The following is a 23,218-nucleotide window of genomic DNA, read 5'->3' as shown; positions in this document are numbered from 1 at the left end:
GCAATTCGATTATTTTGCCTTGATGTCGCTAGTACACACTCTACACTTCTGCTCATTTACTATTAACGATTGCTTACAACAACTTAAAAACAGGAGAACCCTATCATGAACTAAAATTACCTTGAAGANTACGTCCTTCAAAAAATTAGAATATGGTGGGCTTATTTTGTATGGCCTTTCACGAATATATTTTCATACAAAAAAGAGCTGCCGAAGCAACTCCCTTATTGAAGTAAAGCACCCGTTATTTGAAGAAAATTTTCAAGTAGCTCTTTGTTTCGTACTGTTTCGGTCAATTGTCTTAATTTTTTTAATGAAATAATAATGTTTGTAGAGTGCGAGCACTACCAACAGGATTTTTACTAAAAGGATGTCCACATAAAATACAGAAATTACGATAAAGAAATCGGCAACTAAATTGATTCTGATTTTCTCTTTTAGAGTCATACCTTTTTTTTGTAGGAATGCTTCAACGTATTTTTCATATAATGAGGTGCTTTTGAACCAGTTTTCAATCGACTTGGAACTTTTTGCAAAGCAAAAAGCAGCGAATAAGTAAAACGGACCGCCTGGCAGAACAGGTAACACAGTCCCTGCAACACCAATCACAAGTGATATGAATCCAAGAAGCAAAAATAGGATACTTTTTACTTTTTTAATTGTAATCACCTTTTTATTTATATTCTATTCCCTTATAACGTAAAAGGGAAGTCCAATTTATTCAACATCACTGATTAGTATCTTACCATTTTCTTATTGACTCCCTCAGTTTAATACGATTTTCTCACAAATACGCGCTTTGTCCATATAGATTTTTCGCCTTTATTATTGAAAATTGTTATCCTAATCTTAATTACACATTTTACAATGAGGAGAACACTATATCCTCCAAAATGATAAATGAATCGAAATATTGGTTAAAGTGTAATAAAATCAATAATACTGAACTCGGAGAAAACATTAATACAAGTTTTTCATTTTAACCAAATCTAATTTGAATTTTGGTAACAAATGACAATAGAAAAGTATCATGATACAATGTCTCGATACTTTTCTATTTTTTAATCTATGTCTTAGTTTAAACATTCCTTAACTTCCTAAGCCAAAATCTTTGTTGCGGTTACTCCTTTAACAAATTATAAGATATGATTGTCGGTTTGAAATAAGTTTGATCCAAAGTATGTTGAAATATTGTTCATTGAATTTCTCTCCATATTAAATTTTATCCCCATTTTTAACATTTTTTAAAGATTTAGTAATAGATTTTTCCGCTTCTTCTTCACAATCTTCTCTATATACTTTAACATAAATAGCCAATTCCTTTTAAAGTGATATTCCACAATCTGGCCTAAAATGAAAAATGAGCGTCTATCCTTTTTCCAGGATAGCGCCCGATTGCGAAAAGATCATTAATCAAATCGATATTTACATAAAAGCTTATTTAACATTCTTACTCCTTTAATACAATAAGAGCCTCCGTAACGACAGCTCCTATAAAGACTTGCCTTCATTAAGTTTGATGACGAGGTCCCTCTTTAAGGTTTGAATGCCCTTGTTATTTAAAGTCAATCAAGTTAATGTTATGGTCTTTGAATAGATTAGGGTCTTTTTCTCGATAATACCTTTCAGCAGATAGACAAATGCACTCACACAATTTGTCTATATTTACTGTGACTATTTTTGTCTTTATTATTTTTGAGTTATTATTAGTTTGGTTTACCCAAGATAAACCAGTTGAGTCTGCTCCACTTATTGCTAATTTAAATTCGTATGAATAATGAAAATCTGAGTCTTCTTTGTCGCCCCAGTTTTTTATATCCGAATTTCCATCATGTAAGAAAGAACAACGTAGAGAATTACACATTTCTCCTGTAAAATATGGATTCTTTGCTTTAGCGAAATCATTTGTCCAACCTGTGTTGTCTGCATAATATTGGTTTACCCAATCATCAAACCTTACTGCATATTGTTTTCCTACATTACGTTTTCCGTTGTTGTATTTAAAATGTGGATATTCAATTTTCCCACAAATATCAGGTAAAGTTAAAGATAGTGCAAGTGCTGATAAATAACTTTTATTATTAAGAGCTAGGTTAATGTCCTTTATTTTATCTAGCATATTATCTCCCTATTGTTTTTATTTAAATTATTTTAGATGGCGACATATTTTTATATATTTGGTATTTTTTCCACCTCATAAAATTCGTAGTATAGCTTTGAAATAAAGTTTGATCAAAGATAGCTAGTGCCTACTCTTCATATTCCTTCATGATTTTATAAAATGTATTTTTATATAGATCCATTTTATTCATAAATTCAACTGCCGTTATTTCATTCTTTTTCCATGATTCATATTTAGTTATTAAAATTGCTTTCTGTTTCTCATTTAATGATACTAGGCTTATTTTCGGTCTGCCTAGATGTTTGCCTTTTGCTTTGGCCGATTGAATTCCTTCTCGTTGCCTCCTATTAATATCCTCTCTTTCTTTTTCAGCAACGAACGAAAGAACCTGCAATACTATAGTAGTATCAATGGTGACAGGCACCACAAAAATACACTGTCCACGCGGTGTGGACAGTCATCTGAATGTGATTTTTTATACTATGAGATTTTTATTTATGGCGGCAGTTTTTGCAGACTTTGATGGATTGGTTTGTTTCAGTTTTGTGCGGGTAGAGAAGCTTTACTCCTGTTCTTTCACACAGTGGGCATGTCCCTCTGCCATTTGAAGGCAAGTAGCTGATTGTTTTTCCTCGGTTTCTTTTTGCCATTCCCCATCATTCCTATTCATAATAATTCTTGTTTCTTTATTAAATGTTGGACTGGCACAAAGGTTGATAGGCATTTAATGGTTTTTAACAATAGAGCCGCAATTCACATGAAATATATTACAACTTTCCTTTTACAAAATTAAACAAAAAGCAACAATATTAAACAATAAAAACAGTTGATTATCAATATACAGTTTATGGGAATTATAATGGAATAAAATCTAGTAATTTTGTGCTCCTAAAATTACTAGATTTTTCGAGTGGCACAGTACTTTTTAAATAGGAAAAACAACCTAAAATTTAACCTTCTAAAATAAAGTATTATATTTTCTCAATAAAATTTTTGTAGACAGGATTTTTAACTGCCCCTGATTTTACGACAAGATATTAAGTACATTCAATTTACAATAAGCTTGTATTAAAATTTCTAGCATTTTGGGGGTGCAGTTTTTGACAAAACAGAAAAAGCAGAAATGGAAAAGGAATTTAGTGGTGATGACTGCCATAACCGGACTAGGGTTCTCTACATTTTATCCAGGCCTAAGTATTCCGGTTGCAGCGGTCGAACAGCCTGACCAGCCGATTCCTAAGGAAGAAACGGTCTCAATTGTTCAACTTGTAGTACCAAATGATAAGGCAAAGGACAAGCTTCTTGAGCTTGGAATTGACCTTACCCACAGAATCGAAGCACACGACGGAGTCTATGAAGTGGATGCCGTTGTCACACCAACAGAAATTGCCATGTTAAAGACCTTTGGCATCAATGTAAAAGAGACCCTGATCACCGAAAATCAATGGAGCACACGCGTGGCAGAGCGGCAATCTACTGTCCAGCTGCAAGCCAGTCTGGCAGCTTCCGAGGATACACTTAAAGTCCTTAGGGCAAACCATTTTACCAATCAATCAGGCACCTTCCTATATCTCGAAGTGAAATCAAGCGCCGGTGCGACTGCTAGCACAGCACTTAAAGCAACTTGGACCGAGAACGGTGAAGAAAAATCTGCTACACTTTCTAGATTGGTAGATTACGGTGAATATTTATATCACTATTTGCTTCTACCAGTTAGCGCTATTCCTTCATCTGTTAAAATTGAAAGTAATCTTGGAGGAACAGCTACGAGCACCATTACTGAATGGTTAGGGAAAGAGCCGAAACATCCAAAAACAGATTATGTTACGGATTTTGTTGACCACTATATGGCACCAAATGAATTATATGAACGTGCCGAAAAACTTGCAAAAGAATTCCCGAACTTGGTAGAAATCATTGATATGCCAAATAAAACAAATGGTTACAGACGTCTTGCCCAAGCAACTATCGGCGGCACGACTAATCTCGCAGTTGTTGTTTCCTCAAAAGCATGGGGGCATGAAGGCGGGAATGTTGTATCGGTAGAATTCAAGAATCCGGGAACCAATAATGCACCACTAAAAGTGACTGTGGATGGTACCAAGATTTTAGTAGATTTAGCTACTGATTCGTCAGGAAAGGCAACAAGTACTGCCGCACAAGTGGTTAAAGCACTGAATGAGAATGCTAGCCAACTTGTCACTGCGACTACATACCGCGGTAATACTGGTGCTGGTGTTGTCGCACCAACTACAAATGCTGCGATATTAACTGACGGCTTGAAAGCAGGGGCAGACGTTTCCCGTGATCCTTTTACAGTAAAAGCGATCCGAATCGGCAAGCATCGTGACGGTTCTAAACCAGGTGTTCTTGGATATGCTCAGGAGCATGCCCGTGAATGGGTGACCCCACTCGTAACAATCGAAACGGCGGAAAGACTACTGCGAAACTATAGTCAAGATAGTGAGACAAGAAAGCTTGTCGATAATCTTGATATATTCCTTGTACCTTCAGTAAACCCTGATGGTGCCAATTACAGCTTCAATGATTACAATATGCAGCGTAAGAATATGACCAATCACTGTGGTCCCACTGCCTCTGACCCTGGGTACCGTAATAATTGGGGAGTTGACCTTAACCGCAACCATTCTGTTGGTTCCGTTTTTGATGGCTATATTGGCGGAGGTACAAGTTGTACGGGAGAAACTTACGCTGGACCAGCTGAAAACTCTGAGCCTGAAGGAAGAAACCTTGTCTGGCTTGCTGACAAAAACCCAAATATTAAGTTTGCAATGAATATTCATAGTTATGGCGGCTACTTCATGTGGTCCCCTGGTGCTTACGATTCAAAACGTACAACACTGCCACGCCCATCAGCTGGTGAAGAAGCGTTTTACTGGGCAGCTTCTGATAACATCTTAAATGATATTCAAGACCACCGCGGAACGGCCATTCTACCTAGCCGTACAGGTCCAATTCCTGACGTACTATACTCTGCTGCAGGTAACTCTGCGGACTACCTATGGTATGAAAAGGGGATTTATGCCTGGAACTTCGAAGTAGGGGCAGATTTATGGAATAAGGATACAAAAAGATGGCAGGCAGTTGGTTTCCAGCCAGCCTTTGTAGAAGGTCATGAAGAAGCAATGGAATTTGCCAATGGGTTGATTGGCTTAATTAAAGTAGCCTACAACAGTGCAAAAGACCATCAGCCGCCTTCCTCAAAAGCTACACCTGGAAACGGTAAATACACAGGTCCGGTTGATGTTAAGATTGAAACAAGTGAGCCAGCCACCATTTATTATACGCTTGACGGCAGCCGCCCTACCTTCCAATCAGCTAAAATTAAATTAAGCGGCACCCGTGAATTTGCAGAAACATTAAAAATTGAAAAGACAACAACCATCAATTATTTCACTGTGGACGCCGCAGGAAACATTGAGAAAAACTACAATCCACTTGGTAATGGGAAAAACTATAATTCTGTAACGCTTACAATAAAATAACGGTTTGCAAGGGGGTGGCCTTACGGGGTCAACTCCTTTTTCATTGGTACCTTTGAACTGATAGACTTTCTATTATATTGGGCTTTCTTTTTATATTTCAGCCTCTTTAATAGGTGGCCATAAAATCAACAAACCTCTAGCAAATGCTTCTACTATTCCAAACCCGTTGTCATATAGCTTAATAGGATTAAAGGCGATAACCCTAGTACAAATTATCGGACTTTTCAACTGTAATTATATAGAAATACTATGGTTTCCAAATTTTTAAAACAGGCTCCTTCGTATTCGTAACCTTCCCCTTTTCTTCCAGATATCTATATGTCGCCTTTAGATTGTGATACCAAACATCGATCCCTGTTTCACCCTCATATCTCGGTTCATATCCTTGGTTCATTGCTGCAACTTTAATATAAACATCCCGGTAAGAAAATGTCCTGTCAACAACACTCTCCTCACACAGCTGGCAATAGCGAATGCAAGCTTGCAAATCTCCTTCTTCGATAGCGGGAGAAAGGCTTTCCATTTCTTCATGCCTTTTAACTCTATCTTGCCACTCTTGGCGTCAAGATTAGTAGCGTAAGAGCCCGAGAAAAGGAAATGAAGCATTTTACCTCTGTTTGGGGACCTTATCCAATCAGCCGCATTACTAAGAAAATGTATGAAGAAAGGATTCTGGAATTAAACGAAAAATACAGCCAAAATTATATGGATGGTATTCATACTTGTGGAAAAATGCTTTTTCGGAAAGCATTAACTCAAGGCCTGATAAAAAATAATCCTACTGAGGATTTCAAAATGCCTAAAAAGCAGCAAAGTGTTGAAGAAGTGGAGAAAGCAGAAGAGGATATTGTCTTTCTTGAAAAAGAGGAGCTTGCCCATTTTCTTAAATTATCCTATACAGACGGGCTTGAAATGGATCATATACCGGATTACGAATAGGTGAATTATTGGCCTTAAAATGGGGGGGATTTTAATGAAAAGCAAGGTTCTATTAGAGTTACTAAAACTCTTTATAACCCTAACAATCATTTTGAAAAATTTCAGCTTTTAACGCCAAAGACAAAGGGCTTTGCCCGAACAATCAGGATTGATGAAATGCTGATCAACATGTTAAAGAAGCATCGGCTTAAACAAAATGAAATTAAATTAAAAAACAAACTTGTTTACCAAGATAACGGATTTATTTTCGCTCGAGAGAATGGGCATCCACAATTAAGAAAAGTTATTGAGACCCGGCTAAAAAGGCTTCTAAAAAAAGCAGAAATAGAAAAGAACATTACTCCACACTCATTTAGACATACGCACACTTCATTATTGATTGAAGCTGGAGTTGGCATTAAAGAAATACAACAGCGACTTGGACATACAGATATTAATACTACAATGAATATCTATGCTCACATGACCGCCAATATGGAAGAAAAGGCCTCCCAACAGTTTAGCAAACTGATGAAAGACCTTCTCCTATAGTTAGCTTTTTTGTCACAGGTTGCCGTGTTTTTTAAAAACGAGGACAAATCCGAGGACAAGAATAGCATATTATCATTTTAGACGTTGATATAACAAGGTTTTTAACCCCTTATTACATCATGCTGCCCATTCAATTCATAATTTAATAAGAAGTAACAAGGTAATAATATCAACACATTTGGTCAAAGCCACCTAAAATAACTTCACTTAGTGTCATGATATTTCAATGTCAGGTGAGCAAATAGGTGAGCATTTTCAATTATATTCTTATAAATAACTGGTATGAAGAACCTGAAAAAGCCCCCCTATTACAAGAGGAAGCATATACCTAATCCTATATTATACCGGAAGGAGAAAAAATTATCATGAAAATGAAAAAATCCTTAAATCGAATTCAAACTGCATTATTAAAGAAACATATAAATGAGTTTGAAGTAAAAGATGGCATTTTAACTGAGGCTTTCATTTTAGAAGGAACAGAAGATATGATTTTCTATGTCTATAAAATTGAATCTCCCTGCAAAACTGTGAAAGGTGCAATTTTATTATAAAAATTGAGAGGAGATTTTACAAATGAACTTTCAAAAGATTCTTAATGGGTGTCTTGTTTTATTCCTTGTATTGAATGTTTCAGCTTGTGGGAGTGATGGTGTAAAAGGAAATGGTAAAACAACTGAATTGAGTCTAGAGGAAGCTGAGAAGTTTGAAACAGGCTTTTTATATGTAAGGTCACCATTTGAGAGTAGAAAAGAAGAAGAAGATTTTAAAATTAAGGAAATTGAACGTGTAGCTAAAGCAAAAAACATTGATTTAAATATTTATCATGCTAAAGAAGATACTTCAAAACTTGGCCTAAAACAAAATTCGTTAACATTTGCTTTTTATCAAGATGGTGAAGTAAAAAAGAAACTAGATTTTATCGATCTCTCAGAAGATGATATTCATTTTGAAGTAGCAACATTTGTTCAAAGTGTGCAGCAGGAATATTTGAAATAGGTTAACTAGGGGGATATTGCATGGATGAAGAAGTAGCAAGGATACTTGAAAAATTCTCTGATTTTCTCGAAGTAACCAATCCTATCAGCTATATGCTTCGTTGGATAGGATGGGTCATTATAAAAGGGCTTACATGGCTTGTTGATTCCCTATCAAACATAACGGATTCAATCCTGGGATTAAAAATGTTTTACGACAGTGTTGAAATTACAAGTTTTGTAGAATTTCTTATTCCCCTTTCTGTGATCTTGATGGGGTTTTCGCTTCTCTACACAGGATATCAGCTCATTTTTCAAAAAAAATTGGATCGCGAAGCCATTATAGTGAATGTGTTTATGATAATGTTTTTTTTCGCTTTGATACAAGAAGGTATGGAAAAAGCAAACCAATTCACAGATAAAGCTATTGATGCTCTTGATGTTGTTGAAGAAGGTTCAATTAGTCAAAGAGTTATTAAAGATAATATGACTGATCTTGCTCAATTTGATGCAACGGGTTGGAAAACAACTGAACTTAAACATTCGAACCGAATTCCAAAAGATCGAATTTTTAAAATTAATATCACTCAATCTATTGATAAAGATTTTGAACTTGCAGGGGAAAAAATGACAGATATAGGGCGTGAGGTTTATTCTCATCGTTTAGAGTATGACGATCTTGGTAATGCCAAGAAAGTTAAATTAGATAATGGTTTCTTTACTGCCTTTAAAGAAAAATATTACCGTTGGGACTGGAACTTTTGGACAATTGCAATCACTTTAGGTATAACAGCTTTTACAATGCTGACAATTGCTATTAAGTTAGCAAAACTGTTTTTTGAATTAACATTCAACTACGTATTAGCAATCATTATAGCCCCTACTGATATTCATTCAGGGCAAAAGACAAAGCAAATCCTTCAAAGTATCCTAAATACTTTTCTAGTGACAATTATGATTTTCCTATCAATGAAAATCTATCTGATTGGTACAGAGTTTATTACCGATAAATTGGATGGTGTCGCCTATTTAATTGCATTATTTGCTTTCTCTCTTACTGTAATTGATGGTCCCAATATCGTTGAACGGTTATTTGGTATTGATGCAGGACTGAAATCTAGCTGGGGAGCCGTAGCCGGTGGTTATGCTGTTGCAAAAGGCGTAACCGGTGCAACAAAGGGTACTGCAAATAATTTGAAAGGATTATCAAGTGAAGGTAAATCGGCCACATTGAAAGGTGTAAGTGGTATTGCAGGAGTTGCAGGAATGGCACAAGGCCTTAAATCAAAAGGACAGGACCAATCCACAGAACAGACTTCGTATAGTTCTGAAAGTGGTCATTCTGCAGATTTAAAGGCACAAGATCAAATTCAAGAAAAACAAAATCCAAAAGGTTCGGAAGGTTCCAGAGAAATTGAAACTGAAACGCAAGAAGTTGCTTACTCAATTGAACAAGAAATGGCACATCAACAACAAGAAGCAGGACAAACAGGAAAAGGGAAAGTAATAGGGTTGCATGATCAAATGACACTGAATGATGTCTCTAGTAATGGAAAACGGAATGCAGCTGTAAACAGTCCACACTCCATTTCATCTGCATCGCCAAGCCAAATGAACAATGGCGCTATGCAAAAAAATGAGAAAATGTCAGGTGACTACGACAGTCTCAGTCCTTCATCGCCTTCCTTTTTACAATCAAATTATCCTTCGGTTTCATCTGATATGGAAGCAGACCCTAATAAGGAAACACCACTACAAGAAAAAGGAACTGACCGAGAAACTCGTCATGTTGGAAGCCTAATTGCTGATAATGTGCAAAACAGTCAATCAGTAAAAATGGTTAAACGCACCTATCAAATTGGTCAAAATACAGGCGAAAGTCTAAGAAACAACATCGCTAAATTCCGTCGAAAAAACCAATGAAAAAGTGAAATGAAAGAGAAGGTTTCCTTCTCTTTTTTAAATAACCTTCAATTAAATAGGGGGACTTGAAGGGGACATTGGTCGAAAATAGGGGGACACAAAGGGGACATTGATTAACATTTAGTGATATCACTAAATGACTGCTTTTTAATTATTATTTAAGACCCACATCAGTCCATCTGAGAAAGTTCAGGTATCCCACGTCAGCCCACCTATATCAAACAGGAGTCCCATGTCAGCCCACCTGAAAGAAATTAACGATATCATATAAAACACTAGGCTTTGCCTAGGATATCACCCTGGGTGATATCAGTTTTTCCTTATGCTCTTTCTCACTCTATAGCCTTTAAATCTGTATTCTACCCAAAAGGAGAGTTGAACAATGGATATTTTATTAAGAAATATAGACCCAGTAGCAATGAAAAAAATTGATGAAATGGCAAAAAGAAAATCAATATCAAGGCAAGAATTTCTTAAATCAATTGTAGAAAAGGTAGCTTATGAACCGGAAATAAATGAAAATGAATTCCGTTTAGAAAGTATAATAAAAATGAACTTTCAAATTATGAAGGAAGCAACAATTACAATTAATCGTTTTGAAAATTTATTAGTTGAATTAACGGAAGAATAAATATAGATCCATTTTCTCCTTTTTTCTTGAAGTTATCTTTTGTTAAATTCAAAGTAAAAAGAGAATGTAAAAGTCGAGGGCACACAAACATTTGACCAAAGGAGCAGGCAGCAGCTGTAAAATTCCAAAAGTACATCGCCCTATGAATTGTGATCAAAACCAATTTTCAGATATATAAAAGACCACCAACCAAAATAGTTGAGAGCCTTTGAAACACTAATAGAATTGAGAACTGAGGTGCACGACGTGCGCCTCTTTTAAGTTCATTTTACGTTAGACATTAGCGCTTTCGTGTTCGATGTCAAAAGCCTTTAATTTAACTTGTTTCTTCTATTTAAAATTGCTTATTTTTAAGATTGTTCTCATAACAATTCGGACATCCACTACGATTACCGTTTCTATTGTATATTTGTGCATCCCATTCGTGACTGCACTTTTTACATAACCACCAAACTTTAAAATGAGAGTTTGCAAAGTAATCTTGGGGACCTTTTTCATTTTTAGTTGGGTGCCACTCCTTAACTAGTTCTGGATTTACAGCAGCTAAATTATTATCCGTATGCAACCTTCTATTTCCACAATCTGGACAGTTGTTGCCTCCATGTGTTCTACTTGCAATTGTAGCAGACCATTGATGCCCATGAATACAAACCCAATTTACTTTTTCATGACTTGCAACTTTAAAATTTTCCGGTTTTAAATCCCCATTCTTATGGTAATCCCATTCTTTTAATAGTATAGGTCTAACAATGGCTAAGGAATTTTCATATTCCCAACGATCCATTAAATCTAAAATTGACACATTATCTCTTTCAATATTTATATCAGGACTTTGTTGAATATGATCAATAAATATCTTTTCAAGACACGTTTGAAATGCTTTCATTGAATGATTTTTAAGATCATAAAAAAATGTATTTGGATTTGGTGATTTATATATAGGACATTCCGGTTCTCGAATTCTAATGAGCTTTGTATATGGCATTTTTTCTAGTAACGCAATGTCTTTTTTTATATCACGCTTATAATCCTTATGAAATAGACCTCCGTCATACTCAATTACTAACTTAATCGAAGAAATGTAAATATCCAAAACCATACGTGTGCCTAAAAGTGGTGTTTCCATCTCAACATCATAAAAATATTTTTTTAAATAATAAAAGAGTGCATATGATTGTTTTGACACTTTCTTCGTTGTATTACACCTTTGACACCCTGTTCCTCCACTTGTCCGATGTTTTGGAGTAGTTTTCCACTCATGTCCCTTCTTACATCTCCATAAAACCTTGTAAGATGAACCAGGTGGGACATCTTTTGCATTCTTACTTTTATAATCAATACATTCAACCCATTCATTTGCAATATGCGGATAGAGGTTAGCTAGACTGTTTGTTTCATTCACCCTTAAACCTCGACAGTATGGGCACCCACTACTCCTTCTTTTTCTAGTCATTTGTTTAATTGACATATCAAACGAATGACCTTTTTTACAAATCCAATAAATCACAATATTGGATCCAGCAAGTACCTTATCTGGAGTTAATGAACTATTTCTCTCTTTGTCCCACATGGCTACTAGATCTGGTCTTCTTCCTAATAATGAACGTTCAAAACACACTTTTGAACCTTTGCAATATGGGCATCCTGTTCCATTAGATCTAGATGCTAATTTAGCCTCATAACGATGTCCTTCTTTGCATTTCCACCATACATCCTGTCTTCCTTTTGGAGGAACATCACAAGGCTTTATATCACCGTTTAATTCATAGTCCCATTCATTGGCCAATTCTGGATATTCGCTTGCTAGACTTTTCTTCATTTATACCACTCCCAAGAAACACAGCTTCTAAGTTATTCATATCCCAAATTTACGATAATTAGACAATATAGGTGTGTTCTTACTTTTAATTTTTTATGACTACTGTAGTTTCGAAGGAAGGCTTGAGCAATCACTAATAACCTTGATAAACGAAAAAAGAGCCTGTTTTGAAAGATTAATCAAAAAAGACACTTAATATTGAATCATTGTTTTATAAAAAAAGATTGATTAAATGGTGTTCCTTGCAATTTAAGACTAGCGCCTACTTCCCCACCGAACTTTGACCCTTCCCCTATTTGAATAAGATTTTTATATTTATACGAAGAACCGGAATTGATTTACACTAATTAAAAAGGGCATTGCCATAAAAAAATTTTAATTAAAAACATTCTTTACTATCTCAACCCCCAACTATTACCTTGTTACTTTTTGCGGGAATTAAATAATAATGAGTTTTTATAGAAACTCCAGTTAAACATACTAATTTTTATACTAGGAATCACTACAGTAGTTACAGTTAAAAGAAAAGTTATTACATAGAGCAGGAACAATCCCCAGAACACAATTGGTTTATCAGCTACATTTTGAAAAAATGTAATTTTAAGGGAGTTAGCTGCGATTCTGCTCCGGATTTCTACTATTCAAAAACCATCGTTTAAATAGAAAATACTCTGGAGACTCATCCCCAGAGTATTTTTACAATATTATAAATATATATTTCTTTTATTTAACGGCTTCTTTTAATTCCTTACCTGGTTTAAAAGCTGGAACTTTAGAAGCAGCAATGCTTATTTCTTCACCGGTTTGTGGGTTACGGCCGGTTCTTGCTGCACGTTCACGTACTTCAAACGTACCAAATCCAATTAATTGGATTTTCTCTTCCTTAGCAAGGGTGTTAGAAATCGTTTCAAATAACGCATCAACTGCTTTTGCAGCATCTTTTTGTGTCAGTTCAGCATGTGTTGATACAGCTTTCACTAATTCTGTTTTATTCAATTTGATACACCTCAATTGTAAATATACTATGTAGAGACCCAAACATAACATATATCCTCTTCGTTTTCCACTTCAAGGAAGAAAAGAAACTAGACTTTTTACTGTTAATAATCAGTATTATGTAAACTAAACACTGATAGTAAATCTGGCTTGCTTTTATCAAATGTTAATACATATATACGCGTTTTCTATTTATAATGTGTGTTTAACATATTAAAATCGCTAATAATGTTAAACACTAATTGATAGAATGAAAAAACACAATAATATACACTTGAAAATTACTGTATTGCATCCTCCAAACGGCGCATGGCTTCTGCTGCTATTAGATAAACGAACTTTCCTCCTTATCTGATAAGCCTGGATGCGCTCCCTTCCGGTGAAGTCGTTTAAACAAACCATTAATGAAGTTTATTTTCTATATTTCAACAAATTTATGTAGTGAAGACAATTATGAAAGATAAAGTATTTTGAGTGATTAGTAGCTCTTAAATTGTTATATTAATTAATTATTATGAACCAATGATTAAACATGGTTTAAATTAACATTATCTTGTAATATTTAACTTATCATACATTTATTTTTTGGTTTATATATAACTGATGTTCTATCAAATCAATACTATGTTAAGGAGGAATTTGATTGAATATTTCAAGCCAACATACTGCACCTGGGCAAATGGCTGGGTATTTGTTTCAACCAGAGAGAGCCCTATTCTGGTTAATTAATAGTCAAAGAGGAGCAGTCGTTGGAATAGAGACTAACGATGATGTAGTTAAATTTGCAAAAAATAATAAAGAACATTCCATTTATGAACAAGACAAACACTCTATTTCTAGCAATATACCTTTTGGTGATCATAGTAAAGATTTATGGAATACATTACATATCTGGTTGAAGGAAATAAAAAAACAAGAAGTTGATATTAACTATGCACAATTTCACCTAGTAACTAATAAGGTTTTATCAGATTGTTTAGCAAAAAGAATTGGGACATCAAATACGGAACATGAAGTTTTAGCCTGTATCAAAGAAATTCGGACTAAAAAAGACTCAGTACCTAAAGGGGTATTAAAAATAGTAACCTCTGTATTGGAATATGATGATGAAGAATTAGGTGCATTAATAAAAAGAGTGGTTTTGACAGATGGTTTAGCTACTAGTCATGGTGAAGAATTAAAAGAGAAAATGAGCGACATTCTCCATTTACCTACGGATATCCCTTTTAATGAAATTTACTATTCTCTATTAGGTTGGATTCATACTACTGTAATTACTTTATGGCGTGAAGGAAAGCCTGCCTGGATTTCACGTAGAGCTTTTGATAAACAGTATTGGAATGTAATATCACGGTTTCAGGATAAAACCTTTAAAGAAACTTCAAAAAGTCTATTGCCTATTAGTGATATAGAACGTAAAGCACAATTACATAAAATGTTTGTTAGACAACTATACCTATTATCATTAAACGAAGATAATGAACTGTTAATAAATTCTATTGATGATTTTTTAAGATGTAATACCGAAAGAACTAGGTTATCTATGGAAGGGGACATCACGAAAGAAGATTTTGAAATATTCGAGGAAAGTCTAGTTGAAAGATGGAAGCTTATATATGAGAGATACAATTTTAAGTATTCGAGATCGCGCAATGAAGATGAAAAAAAATATCGAGGAGAAGAATATGGTGGGGATATTTTATAAAACTAGCTTTTATACATAGCCGTTAGGCTTCTTTAACTAAACCCCTTGGCCGTCAAGGGCGTTTTTAAGCGTAAGTTCCTCTTAGATTATTTATTTATAATCTGAACTCTTTCTATGAAAATACAAAGAAATCTAGTTAAGTTAAGCTAGTTTTTTAAACTCATGGCGTTTTTCTATACGTTTTTCAATTTTTTCTAATGCTTGTTTATCATTAAGTAGTTCTTGTCTATTCTCTTGCATTAACTCTTTAAATGATTTTTTCTTGACAGATCTTCGCAAAATAAATACTCCTTTCTTTTTATGGATTGAGAGTGTTTTATAGAATTAACAAGCTAAAATGTAACTTATCTAAATAATACAACAATTCTGTAAGTTTATATAATAATAATTCAACAATTCTGTGAATTATTGAGCATCTGTTCAAGAGATTTAGAAACAATAAGTGGGACCATGAGCTATGATTTAAATGAGATGGTATCAATTCGGTACCACGCTATTGCTTTTCGTTCAATATCCAATACTAGCTACAAAAGAAAAGAGCATGTTTTGAAAAAAGACTGATAAAAACATGCTCTTAACATATTCAATTAAATGATACTTTTATAAAAAAGTTTAATCATTTTCCATACTTCTTAAAGAACTAGTCGAGTAGAAAGGAGTCTTTCTACCTTGCGGTAAATTGAACTCCATCCCCTCTCAGAACCGTGCTTGCGCTATTAACGCACACGGCTCCTCCAACTTATCGTTCACAGAATGCAGCTAATTTCTATCAGACTTTGCTATTCTGCTATCCTTAGTAGTTTTGTTTCCATTTATTCTACCTCTGTGTGTAGTAAATGTGTCCCTATTAAGGGTGATACTTTGGTAGCAGCCTTTCCTCCATCGGCATTACCCAACTTCATAGGTACTACGCTGCTATCCGACTCCCTAACATCGGCATTTGGTTTCCTCACTTGTTATCGCTTGTACACCATACTCTTCTAAAAAAAAGAAAAGACCGGTAGGGCCTCCCGAGTTGCCGTATCATATCAATGTATAACGTGCCAAGGTCTCTGACTCCGGAGAGGCTTTACCCTTCTTGCCTTAACGAAAGGTAAAATGTAGCTTTCTGCTATGCATAAGGCATCAGCCCTCTCGATTTACTAACATTTCGGAGCTCAATCCCTTCAACCGTTTGGCTTTCGGCCCGCTACCTAACTGTCTACGCTTAAAGACCAAAGTTACCTTTAGCCCTCCAAGACTCGCTACGAGTGAATGGCTAGTTCTTGCTCGACGGGAATCCCACCCGTTATATGATACGACCTAGGCTCGGCCGCACACGCACCCGTTAGTTTAAGTGCGTTTATTCACAAACTTATCCTTTTTACAATTAAATTTATTACAGGAATGCTGTCTTGTTTGTAAAAGATGATACTCCTGTCTTCCAATTTTCCTTTATTTGAAGTAATTCCTTCTTAGCCTTTTCCTTACGAAACCTATCAGGTTGATATTTAGTTGAGGGGGAAGCTAAAGTAATTTACTGGCTTCCCCTTTCTATCGGCCAATATCTCCGTCAGATTTTGGACAAATAATACCGTCAATTTCTTGCCAAAATAGAACGTCAGTAACATCTGGCACCCCCATTCGACCAATTGAAATGGTCTGTATATAAGTGCCTTTATGATCGCAAAAGGTTACGACGCGATGAAAATAAGCAGGGTATAGGTTCTTCCATATCCAGCAATTTTGCGCGTATGAACATAGACATACGACTAACTTATTTAACTATTTCTTGAATAAAATGTTCGTTCTGCTCCGTTCACTTAAAGATATTAAATCATTAATCAAATTGCGCTGAAAAATTTACTAGTTGCATTAAATTTGGCTTATACGCTTTCGACGAATATAAAATTTATTTAGTAGCAATGAGAGCTTTAATAATTTCATTCCAGTAGTCTTTATAAGTTTTTTTTCTTTTAGTTTCTATCTGTTCTGAGTAAATAATCTTTTTCTTTTTGGTGTTTTTTGTTAAGCTCTTCACAGAAAATTCTCCTTTTAAATGTGTTTTGTATGCAATATCTAACGGTCAAAAAACTGAATACCGCACAATTTAAATGCATCTGAATTGGGAGTATATCCTACTAACCTTTTTGTTTCTTCAAGGTTTAAACGTTTAAAACGATTATTAGATATACCATGTAAGATTGAAAAAGGTGGTAGGTTTTTAGCTGAAATCGTTTTTAGTAGAAGTTCACTAAAATCTTCTGGACTTATATAGGCACTCATGTCTCGAGCTGAAAGTGGCTGATTTTCAGTCTTGTAATCGTCATAAGCACCAATACGGATGGCAATACTTTGTAACTGTTTCTCATAAGCGAAATACGATGCAAGTGCTTCCACAAAACATTTACTAACCCCATACATATTTTTTGGTCTAACGGGTGATGATTCTGTTACTTGAAAGTCTAGTGGATATCCTTCAACTGTTTGAGCACTGGAAGCAACTACTACTTTAGATATACCGTTATCTGAGGCAGCTTTAAATATATTGTATGAACCTTTAATATTACTCTCTAATAAAGTAGTATAAAAATCTGCATTTGGAGAGGGATCTCCTGCTAGATGAATCACAATATCTATATTTTTACATGCTTCCTGACATTCTTCTAAACTAGATACATCTAGAAAAATAACTTCATGACCTGACGACTTCTTAAATTTTTCTAAAGGAAATAAATTAATATCTGCCAATCTTAATTGAAAGCTTGTTTGTTTCATTAAAGTATTAGTTATATGTTGACCAATTTTCCCAGCAGCTCCTGTAATTAAAATTTTTTTCACCACAATACAGCTCCTTTTAATCAATTGTTAAATGTAATCCTGATTATAAGTACATGTTTGCCATTAGTACAGCGAATAATTATAATGAAATACATGAAAAAAATTCTTGGGGTGTCAACGATGAGTTTAGTTAAGTATGAAATTTTTAGTAAAGCAGCAGAGCTAAATAGCTTTACAAAAACTGCGGAAGAATTAGGATTAACACAATCTGCTGTGAGTCATGCCATTACCAGTTTAGAAAAAGAGTTTAACTTTCCTTTATTTATTCGTAACAACTCTGCAATTAAGTTAACTCAGAATGGGAAGGATTTATTAGTCACTATTCGAGAGATTCTATATTATAACGATATGTTAAAGCAGGAAGTAAACGCTATTAACGGATTGAATAAAGGAACGGTAAAGGTAGGGGTATTTAGTAGTATATCTACAAACTGGATTCCTTATATTATTAAGGAAATGGAGAAGAAATATCCTAATATAGAAATTCAACTAATAGAAGGAAATTATACTGAGATAGAAAAATGGTTACTAGATAGTGAGGTGGATTGTGGTTTTATTAATAACAAAACTACCTCTTTACATTCATTTGATATTGTAAAGTTAAAGACTGAGCCACTTTTATGTGTAGTATCAGAGCAATCACCTTTACATAGCAACAAACATCTATCAGTTAAAGATATAGAAAATGCTCCTTTCATTATGCCAACTTATCAATGCTTTGACGATATACAATTATTTTTTAAAGAAAACAACATTCAGCCAAATATTCGATTTGAAAATATGAACGAAAATTCTATTTTTTCTATGGTTGAGAATAATTTAGGTATTAGTATTTTACCGGAAATGATTATCCCAAAAGGATTGGATTCCATAAAGGTCATCCCACTTGAATTAGAGCAAACACGAACGATTGGATTAGCTATCAGAACGCCTATTTCACCTGCAGTAAATAAATTCGCTGAGATAACTAAGAATTGGGTAAAAAATGCGATAAGTTAAACCTTTCTAAAGAACAAGAACTGTCTGAGCTAGACTTCCGCCAGAAATTGAATGAAGGAGAAGTCACAATGCATGGGTGCAGATTATCTTTTTTATTTTTCAGAAACAGAAAAGAACGTCTTGCTACAAGAAAACTTGGAAGGTACATTGCGCCAATTAACAGAGCAGGATGATGCGATTTTTCTCAGAGTTTGAATCCCCCGCCACTGAACAAGACTTGGATGACGCTTATGTAGAGTTGGATCAATAGGCAGTATTTGGCTCTTTTGAAAAAAATCGCTTAGTCTGTGCTACTAGCATGTATCCTTGGGAAGAAGATGTGCAAATTGCGAATCTCGGCGTACTGACTCTGTCACCTATTAGGGGTAGCACCAACATTTTGACGTAAAACCCACGTTAAGACATTTTCTGGTAACAAAATAGAGTTTTTCCTTACTCTAAGCTATTTCCCGTTAACGTGAATAGCTTTGTGAAAAGGGAATTACATTTAGGAAAGGGTTAAGGGAACGAAAATCATCTATTTTACAACCATTAGATGGTTAGTATTTAACTTCCCTAAAATGGTCGTTTTAGGGAAAATCCTTAATTATCAATGGTTTTAGCATTAGCGTGGGAAATGTGATAATTGGTTGGTGTCACCTCCTCATTTATTTGATGGAGATCTTTCAAGTCAAAGTATCCTAAATCTCGTATACATAAATCACCTGTTTGAACCGTTTGTAAACAAGTGGAACCGTAGGTTTTATCATTTAGTTTACCTGGTCCTGAGTGAACGTGCAGGAATTGACCATTGAGAAGATCATATTCTAATTGAATCTTAACGCCAGCTGTATGGCTACTGCCTCCAGATCCTTGATAGGATAAGGCAAACACATCTGGAAGTTGAAAAGTCGTAGAGTCCAAGATTCGTATACGCTGAAACTTAGAAGTGTAACGATGAGGAAGAACCTGAGAGGTATATAGTTTTTGAGTAAGTAAGTAAGTTAATACGTGTTGTAAGAGCCTGACAGCAGAAGGATTAAATCGTTGCTTAAGTCCTTCAGGACTTATCAAGACTCCGGTTGAAGATTCTAGACAACTACATAACTGTATCAGGTAAGTACTCGCTACTTTTTGGCTTAACCACACGCACAACGCTATTAAATCTTTAGCTTGGTACTTACTCGTCCTTTGAACAAAACCTACCTTTTTGGCCAACTGTTGGAGAACTTGTGGAGACAAAGATCGTTGTATTTCCTGTGAAAAGAGGGTGAGTTCATCTGAAACCTCGTGACACATAAAAAAACACCATCCTTTTTATCGTATTACAGAAAGAATAGTGTTTTTTTCGTTTTGGTGATAATAATTTGCCTTAGCTTGATGGGCATGTGGTGGTACCCCATGTACAAAAAATACCACAGTATCAAGGACTGTGGCGTGACAGTATTTTCTTTCTTACCTTTTTAAAACTGGCCCATTTTCTGATAACCGGCACCAGCGGGAAAATGGGCCCCTTGGTATTACAAAATTCTACTATTCCGTTTGGATGAGAATGATTTCTTCAATGATTGGAATCTCTTTTTTAAACTGTTTAAAACGGATTACAAGATCCGCAAGAATCATAGGTTCTTCCCCTTTCCCGGTTATGTCAATTGATAAAATTTGATATGGACGCCAGTTGGATTCGGCTCCCCTACCCCGACGTAAAACGTTCGGGTAAGCATGGCATACCTCTCCCCGGAAGCTTCGAATGTCGGCGTCGTTCTGAAATAATAGGTTTCGGGGGACATATACTCTCCTCTTTTGAGCTTTTCGATTGCCTGTTCAGGATCATAGATAATCCCCCGGTTTTCAACGTAGATCAAATGTCCGTCGTCCGTTTGAAGTGTATATCGTGCCTCAATCTCCTTGACTCCATCGGAACGAATTAGCTGCCAATCAGACCCTCCCGGCACAACAATTCCCTTGATATTAGGTCCTTCGAACGTGCCTCCCGTGATAGGGATGACACGCCGTTTTCCCTTCTGCGTCACCCCTAGCTCCTGTACGTCGGAGCCGGTCAACACCTTTGCTTCCATAAAAAATTCCAAACCAAGTGCCATTTCAGATTCCCTCCTATGCGAGTATTCAAATTCAAAACTTTCGTCATTCAAACCGTACGGGCGCTTCCTCCATTAAGACTTGCTCTTTTTTGGCTATTGCTTTTCGTGTTGCAAAGCTTACCACTAACATAACCGCTACATTAATCAGCAGGGCAATGATTCCGCTGTTCAGATCTTTGAAAGCTTGCGGCAGTTCGGGAAACAAAGTGCCGATCGTTGTATTCGTAAGCGTCATGTAGAAGGTTGCCAACACCCCGCATACTATCCCAAAAATGGCCCCATATTTGTTCACAAACTGTTTTGTCAATAAACTGAAAAAACAGGCCGGGAACAACTGCGTTACCGTACTTAATCCAATAAGCAGCAAATTGGCGAGCGTGTTGCTTCTGCTTAAGGTTAGGGAAAGCGCTATCAAAGTGATGACCGGAACGAGCATTTTTGCTACTTTTGCCACATGGGCTTCGGTAGCCGATGGAACAAAAACCTTATATACGTTCTTCGACAACAAGGTAGCGGAAGTCATTAAAAGCATCGATCCGGGAACTAAAGCTGTTAGTAGCCCTGCCGCTCCAATAAATCCTACGATCCATGGGTCAAACGTTTTGATCAATAATCTCAACAAGGATAGATCCGCTTCCGCCCCTTCCAATCCGGGGACTTGCAAGATCGCTGTATACCCTACAAAGAAAACAAGTACCATGATAAGCGTATACAATGGTAGAACCGCTGCATTTTTCCGAAAAACGTTCCCGCTTTTGGCGGAGAAAACTGCCGTTATCGAATGAGGCCATAAATGAACACCCAGAACAGTTATGAGAACGGTGGAGATAAACCACGATAAGCTTAACCCTTTTTCAGGAAATGTCAGTAAACCGGGCTTGGCCGCATTGACTGCTTCAAACATCGGCTGTATTCCTCCGTGATAGTGAAACGGGATATAAATTCCCAAAAACAAAACTACTACCAAGATCATAAAATCTTTAATAATCGCTGTACGGGCCGATCCATGAATCCCCGATACCATTACAAATACAGTGAGGGAAACAGCTCCAATCCAAACTGCGGTTGAAGGCGAAATCGAACCATAGGAGGTTTCCGAGACAATAATACCTAGACCTTTAAATTGAAGCATGAGGTAGGGAACCATCGCCATTACCCCTACAAGAGTAACCAGAACCCCCAAAAACGGACTATTGTACTTGCTGGCAAAAAAATCCGATTGAGAGACAAGTTTATGTTTTTGCCCATATCTCCAGATAGGCGGCAACAGAAAATAGGAGAATACAAAAGACAATACCAGGTAGCATAAAACATAGTAGGCAGCAACCCCACTGCGATAGGCCCAACCGGCAGCACCGAGGAAGGTAAAGGTCGTAAAAATTTCTCCGGCAAGCAATAGGAAGATTAAAATCGCCCCAAAGCCTCTCCCCCCGACGGACCATTGTTCCAAACTCATGTCTTTCCCTTTCTTTGCCTGGATGCTCAAATAGATGGTAATCGCCAAAAAACTGAATATAATGCCTAAAGCAATGTTCACAGACCGTCCCCCTCTCTATGATCCCGGTCAATAATATTAAGAATTGCCATGATAACCGATGAAAGAACGACCCACAAAATAATCCAAAAAAGGTTAAATGGCATTCCGAGAACATACGGAGTTACTGTGTTGACAAACGGCAAGCCTCCCAACATACCAATAAACGGCAATAACGCAAGAACATGGATCAGTTTCATCGTCCACCTCCAAAATGTGGTTGCTAAATAAGATATTGTTTACGCTTACATTAACAAGAAGATATTTTTTAAATAATTATGAAATGTTCAGCAGAGGAAATCCCTTAAAAATTAACTCTCGCTATTTCGTATTTTTAAAGAGGTTTCCAAAAAGCATTTCTCAATATCTCTCATAATTTGCCTGTCCCCATGGATCCTGCACCGACAACGCCAATAGAGTGAATAGCCATATTTACAACCCCCTTATTTCTATATTAAGAATTTTCTGTAAATTCATTATAGCGAATCATTAAACGAAAATTATACCTACACCATGTAGGAAAAAAATTATCATTTTTCGTCAAAATTCCGGGAAATCAAGATCCATTAAATCAAAATCAAAAAAAGCGGCCAACCTGTTAAATCCGCTTTTTGTCCAAAAACCCCTTTTTTAATTCG

The 23,218-nt window shown here is 35.8% G+C and carries 22 protein-coding genes and 1 pseudogene; 10 read left to right on the top strand and 13 right to left on the bottom strand.

Features of this window, described 5'->3' with window-relative positions:
• Window positions 1-261: 261 nt before the first annotated feature.
• The 3 genes from AKG34_RS09015 to AKG34_RS09005 form a co-directional block, all read right to left on the bottom strand.
• Window positions 262-669 carry a YbaN family protein gene (locus AKG34_RS09015; RefSeq protein WP_236694896.1) on the bottom strand — a complete coding sequence of 136 codons (408 nt, stop codon included), beginning with the start codon at window positions 667-669 and terminating at the stop codon, window positions 262-264.
• Between the two features lie 886 nt (window positions 670-1,555).
• Window positions 1,556-2,119 (bottom strand): hypothetical protein, encoded by a 564-nt coding sequence (locus tag AKG34_RS09010; protein WP_053345769.1) that lies wholly within the window; start codon window positions 2,117-2,119, stop codon window positions 1,556-1,558.
• A gap of 130 nt (window positions 2,120-2,249) precedes the next feature.
• Window positions 2,250-2,546 (bottom strand): recombinase family protein, encoded by a 297-nt coding sequence (locus AKG34_RS09005; protein WP_161804915.1) that lies wholly within the window; start codon window positions 2,544-2,546, stop codon window positions 2,250-2,252.
• 676 nt (window positions 2,547-3,222) lie between these two features.
• On the opposite strand from AKG34_RS09005, the gene AKG34_RS09000 reads away from it, so the two are divergent.
• Window positions 3,223-5,628: a M14 family metallopeptidase gene (locus tag AKG34_RS09000; RefSeq protein ID WP_053345767.1), complete on the top strand. Its 2,406-nt coding sequence runs from the start codon at window positions 3,223-3,225 to the stop codon at window positions 5,626-5,628.
• A 247-nt stretch (window positions 5,629-5,875) separates the two neighbouring features.
• Here AKG34_RS09000 and AKG34_RS08995 read toward each other — a convergent pair whose 3' ends face one another.
• The gene (locus AKG34_RS08995) at window positions 5,876-6,151 is read right to left on the bottom strand and encodes a hypothetical protein (RefSeq protein WP_053345766.1); all 276 of its coding nucleotides are present in this window, start codon (window positions 6,149-6,151) and stop codon (window positions 5,876-5,878) included.
• Between the two features lie 74 nt (window positions 6,152-6,225).
• On the opposite strand from AKG34_RS08995, the gene AKG34_RS08990 reads away from it, so the two are divergent.
• The 6 genes from AKG34_RS08990 to AKG34_RS08965 all read left to right on the top strand — a co-directional run bounded on the left by AKG34_RS08990 (window position 6,226) and on the right by AKG34_RS08965 (window position 10,626).
• Window positions 6,226-6,567: a site-specific integrase gene (locus tag AKG34_RS08990; protein WP_053345765.1), complete on the top strand. Its 342-nt coding sequence runs from the start codon at window positions 6,226-6,228 to the stop codon at window positions 6,565-6,567.
• Between the two features lie 51 nt (window positions 6,568-6,618).
• The gene (locus AKG34_RS08985; RefSeq protein ID WP_269083756.1) at window positions 6,619-7,098 is read left to right on the top strand and encodes a tyrosine-type recombinase/integrase; all 480 of its coding nucleotides are present in this window, start codon (window positions 6,619-6,621) and stop codon (window positions 7,096-7,098) included.
• A 365-nt stretch (window positions 7,099-7,463) separates the two neighbouring features.
• On the top strand, window positions 7,464-7,649 hold the full coding sequence (locus AKG34_RS08980) for a hypothetical protein (protein WP_053345763.1): 186 nt from the start codon (window positions 7,464-7,466) through the stop codon (window positions 7,647-7,649).
• Between the two features lie 22 nt (window positions 7,650-7,671).
• Window positions 7,672-8,094, top strand: coding sequence for a hypothetical protein (locus AKG34_RS08975; RefSeq protein WP_053345762.1), 423 nt, complete (start codon window positions 7,672-7,674; stop codon window positions 8,092-8,094).
• Window positions 8,095-8,114: 20 nt separating this feature from the next.
• Window positions 8,115-9,995, top strand: coding sequence for a pLS20_p028 family conjugation system transmembrane protein (locus AKG34_RS08970; protein ID WP_053345761.1), 1,881 nt, complete (start codon window positions 8,115-8,117; stop codon window positions 9,993-9,995).
• Window positions 9,996-10,377: 382 nt separating this feature from the next.
• On the top strand, window positions 10,378-10,626 hold the full coding sequence (locus AKG34_RS08965) for a hypothetical protein (RefSeq protein WP_053345760.1): 249 nt from the start codon (window positions 10,378-10,380) through the stop codon (window positions 10,624-10,626).
• Between the two features lie 334 nt (window positions 10,627-10,960).
• Here AKG34_RS08965 and AKG34_RS08960 read toward each other — a convergent pair whose 3' ends face one another.
• Both AKG34_RS08960 and AKG34_RS08955 read right to left on the bottom strand, forming a co-directional pair.
• Entirely contained in the window at window positions 10,961-12,445 is a 1,485-nt protein-coding gene (locus tag AKG34_RS08960; protein WP_053345759.1) for a zinc-ribbon domain-containing protein, read from the bottom strand.
• A gap of 723 nt (window positions 12,446-13,168) precedes the next feature.
• A complete protein-coding gene (locus AKG34_RS08955; protein ID WP_053345758.1) occupies window positions 13,169-13,441 on the bottom strand; it encodes a non-specific DNA-binding protein Hbs in 273 nt (90 codons plus the stop codon).
• A gap of 643 nt (window positions 13,442-14,084) precedes the next feature.
• On the opposite strand from AKG34_RS08955, the gene AKG34_RS08950 reads away from it, so the two are divergent.
• A complete protein-coding gene (locus AKG34_RS08950; protein ID WP_053345757.1) occupies window positions 14,085-15,146 on the top strand; it encodes an ABC-three component system protein in 1,062 nt (353 codons plus the stop codon).
• 141 nt (window positions 15,147-15,287) lie between these two features.
• Here AKG34_RS08950 and AKG34_RS26735 read toward each other — a convergent pair whose 3' ends face one another.
• The 3 genes from AKG34_RS26735 to AKG34_RS08945 form a co-directional block, all read right to left on the bottom strand.
• Window positions 15,288-15,425: an FbpB family small basic protein gene (locus AKG34_RS26735; RefSeq protein ID WP_083450730.1), complete on the bottom strand. Its 138-nt coding sequence runs from the start codon at window positions 15,423-15,425 to the stop codon at window positions 15,288-15,290.
• A 1,612-nt stretch (window positions 15,426-17,037) separates the two neighbouring features.
• Entirely contained in the window at window positions 17,038-17,166 is a 129-nt protein-coding gene (locus AKG34_RS29260) for a hypothetical protein (protein ID WP_269083726.1), read from the bottom strand.
• A 38-nt stretch (window positions 17,167-17,204) separates the two neighbouring features.
• Window positions 17,205-17,966: an NAD-dependent epimerase/dehydratase family protein gene (locus AKG34_RS08945; RefSeq protein WP_053348049.1), complete on the bottom strand. Its 762-nt coding sequence runs from the start codon at window positions 17,964-17,966 to the stop codon at window positions 17,205-17,207.
• 120 nt (window positions 17,967-18,086) lie between these two features.
• Here AKG34_RS08945 and AKG34_RS08940 point away from each other — a divergent pair, with 120 nt between their 5' ends.
• Both AKG34_RS08940 and AKG34_RS29255 read left to right on the top strand, forming a co-directional pair.
• Window positions 18,087-18,965, top strand: a complete 879-nt coding sequence (locus AKG34_RS08940) for a LysR family transcriptional regulator (protein WP_053345756.1) — start codon at window positions 18,087-18,089, stop codon at window positions 18,963-18,965.
• 72 nt (window positions 18,966-19,037) lie between these two features.
• A complete protein-coding gene (locus AKG34_RS29255) occupies window positions 19,038-19,160 on the top strand; it encodes a hypothetical protein (RefSeq protein WP_269083725.1) in 123 nt (40 codons plus the stop codon).
• A gap of 399 nt (window positions 19,161-19,559) precedes the next feature.
• Here the strand turns inward: AKG34_RS29255 and AKG34_RS08930 are convergent.
• The 4 genes and pseudogenes from AKG34_RS08930 to AKG34_RS08915 form a co-directional block, all read right to left on the bottom strand.
• Window positions 19,560-20,243: pseudogene (locus AKG34_RS08930) on the bottom strand (IS4 family transposase); the annotation flags it as partial.
• A gap of 344 nt (window positions 20,244-20,587) precedes the next feature.
• On the bottom strand, window positions 20,588-21,097 hold the full coding sequence (locus AKG34_RS08925) for a DUF3237 domain-containing protein (protein WP_201783547.1): 510 nt from the start codon (window positions 21,095-21,097) through the stop codon (window positions 20,588-20,590).
• A complete protein-coding gene (locus AKG34_RS08920) occupies window positions 21,090-22,583 on the bottom strand; it encodes a sodium:solute symporter family protein (RefSeq protein ID WP_053345753.1) in 1,494 nt (497 codons plus the stop codon). The genes AKG34_RS08925 and AKG34_RS08920 overlap by 8 nt, the downstream gene beginning before the upstream one ends.
• Entirely contained in the window at window positions 22,580-22,780 is a 201-nt protein-coding gene (locus AKG34_RS08915) for a DUF3311 domain-containing protein (protein WP_053345752.1), read from the bottom strand. The genes AKG34_RS08920 and AKG34_RS08915 overlap by 4 nt, the downstream gene beginning before the upstream one ends.
• Between the last annotated feature and the right edge of the window lie 438 nt (window positions 22,781-23,218).

The sequence above is a fragment of the Peribacillus butanolivorans genome, from assembly GCF_001273755.1.
GTDB classification, from domain to species: Bacteria; Bacillota; Bacilli; order Bacillales; family DSM-1321; genus Peribacillus; species Peribacillus butanolivorans.
This window is presented reverse-complemented; position numbering and strand designations above follow the sequence as displayed.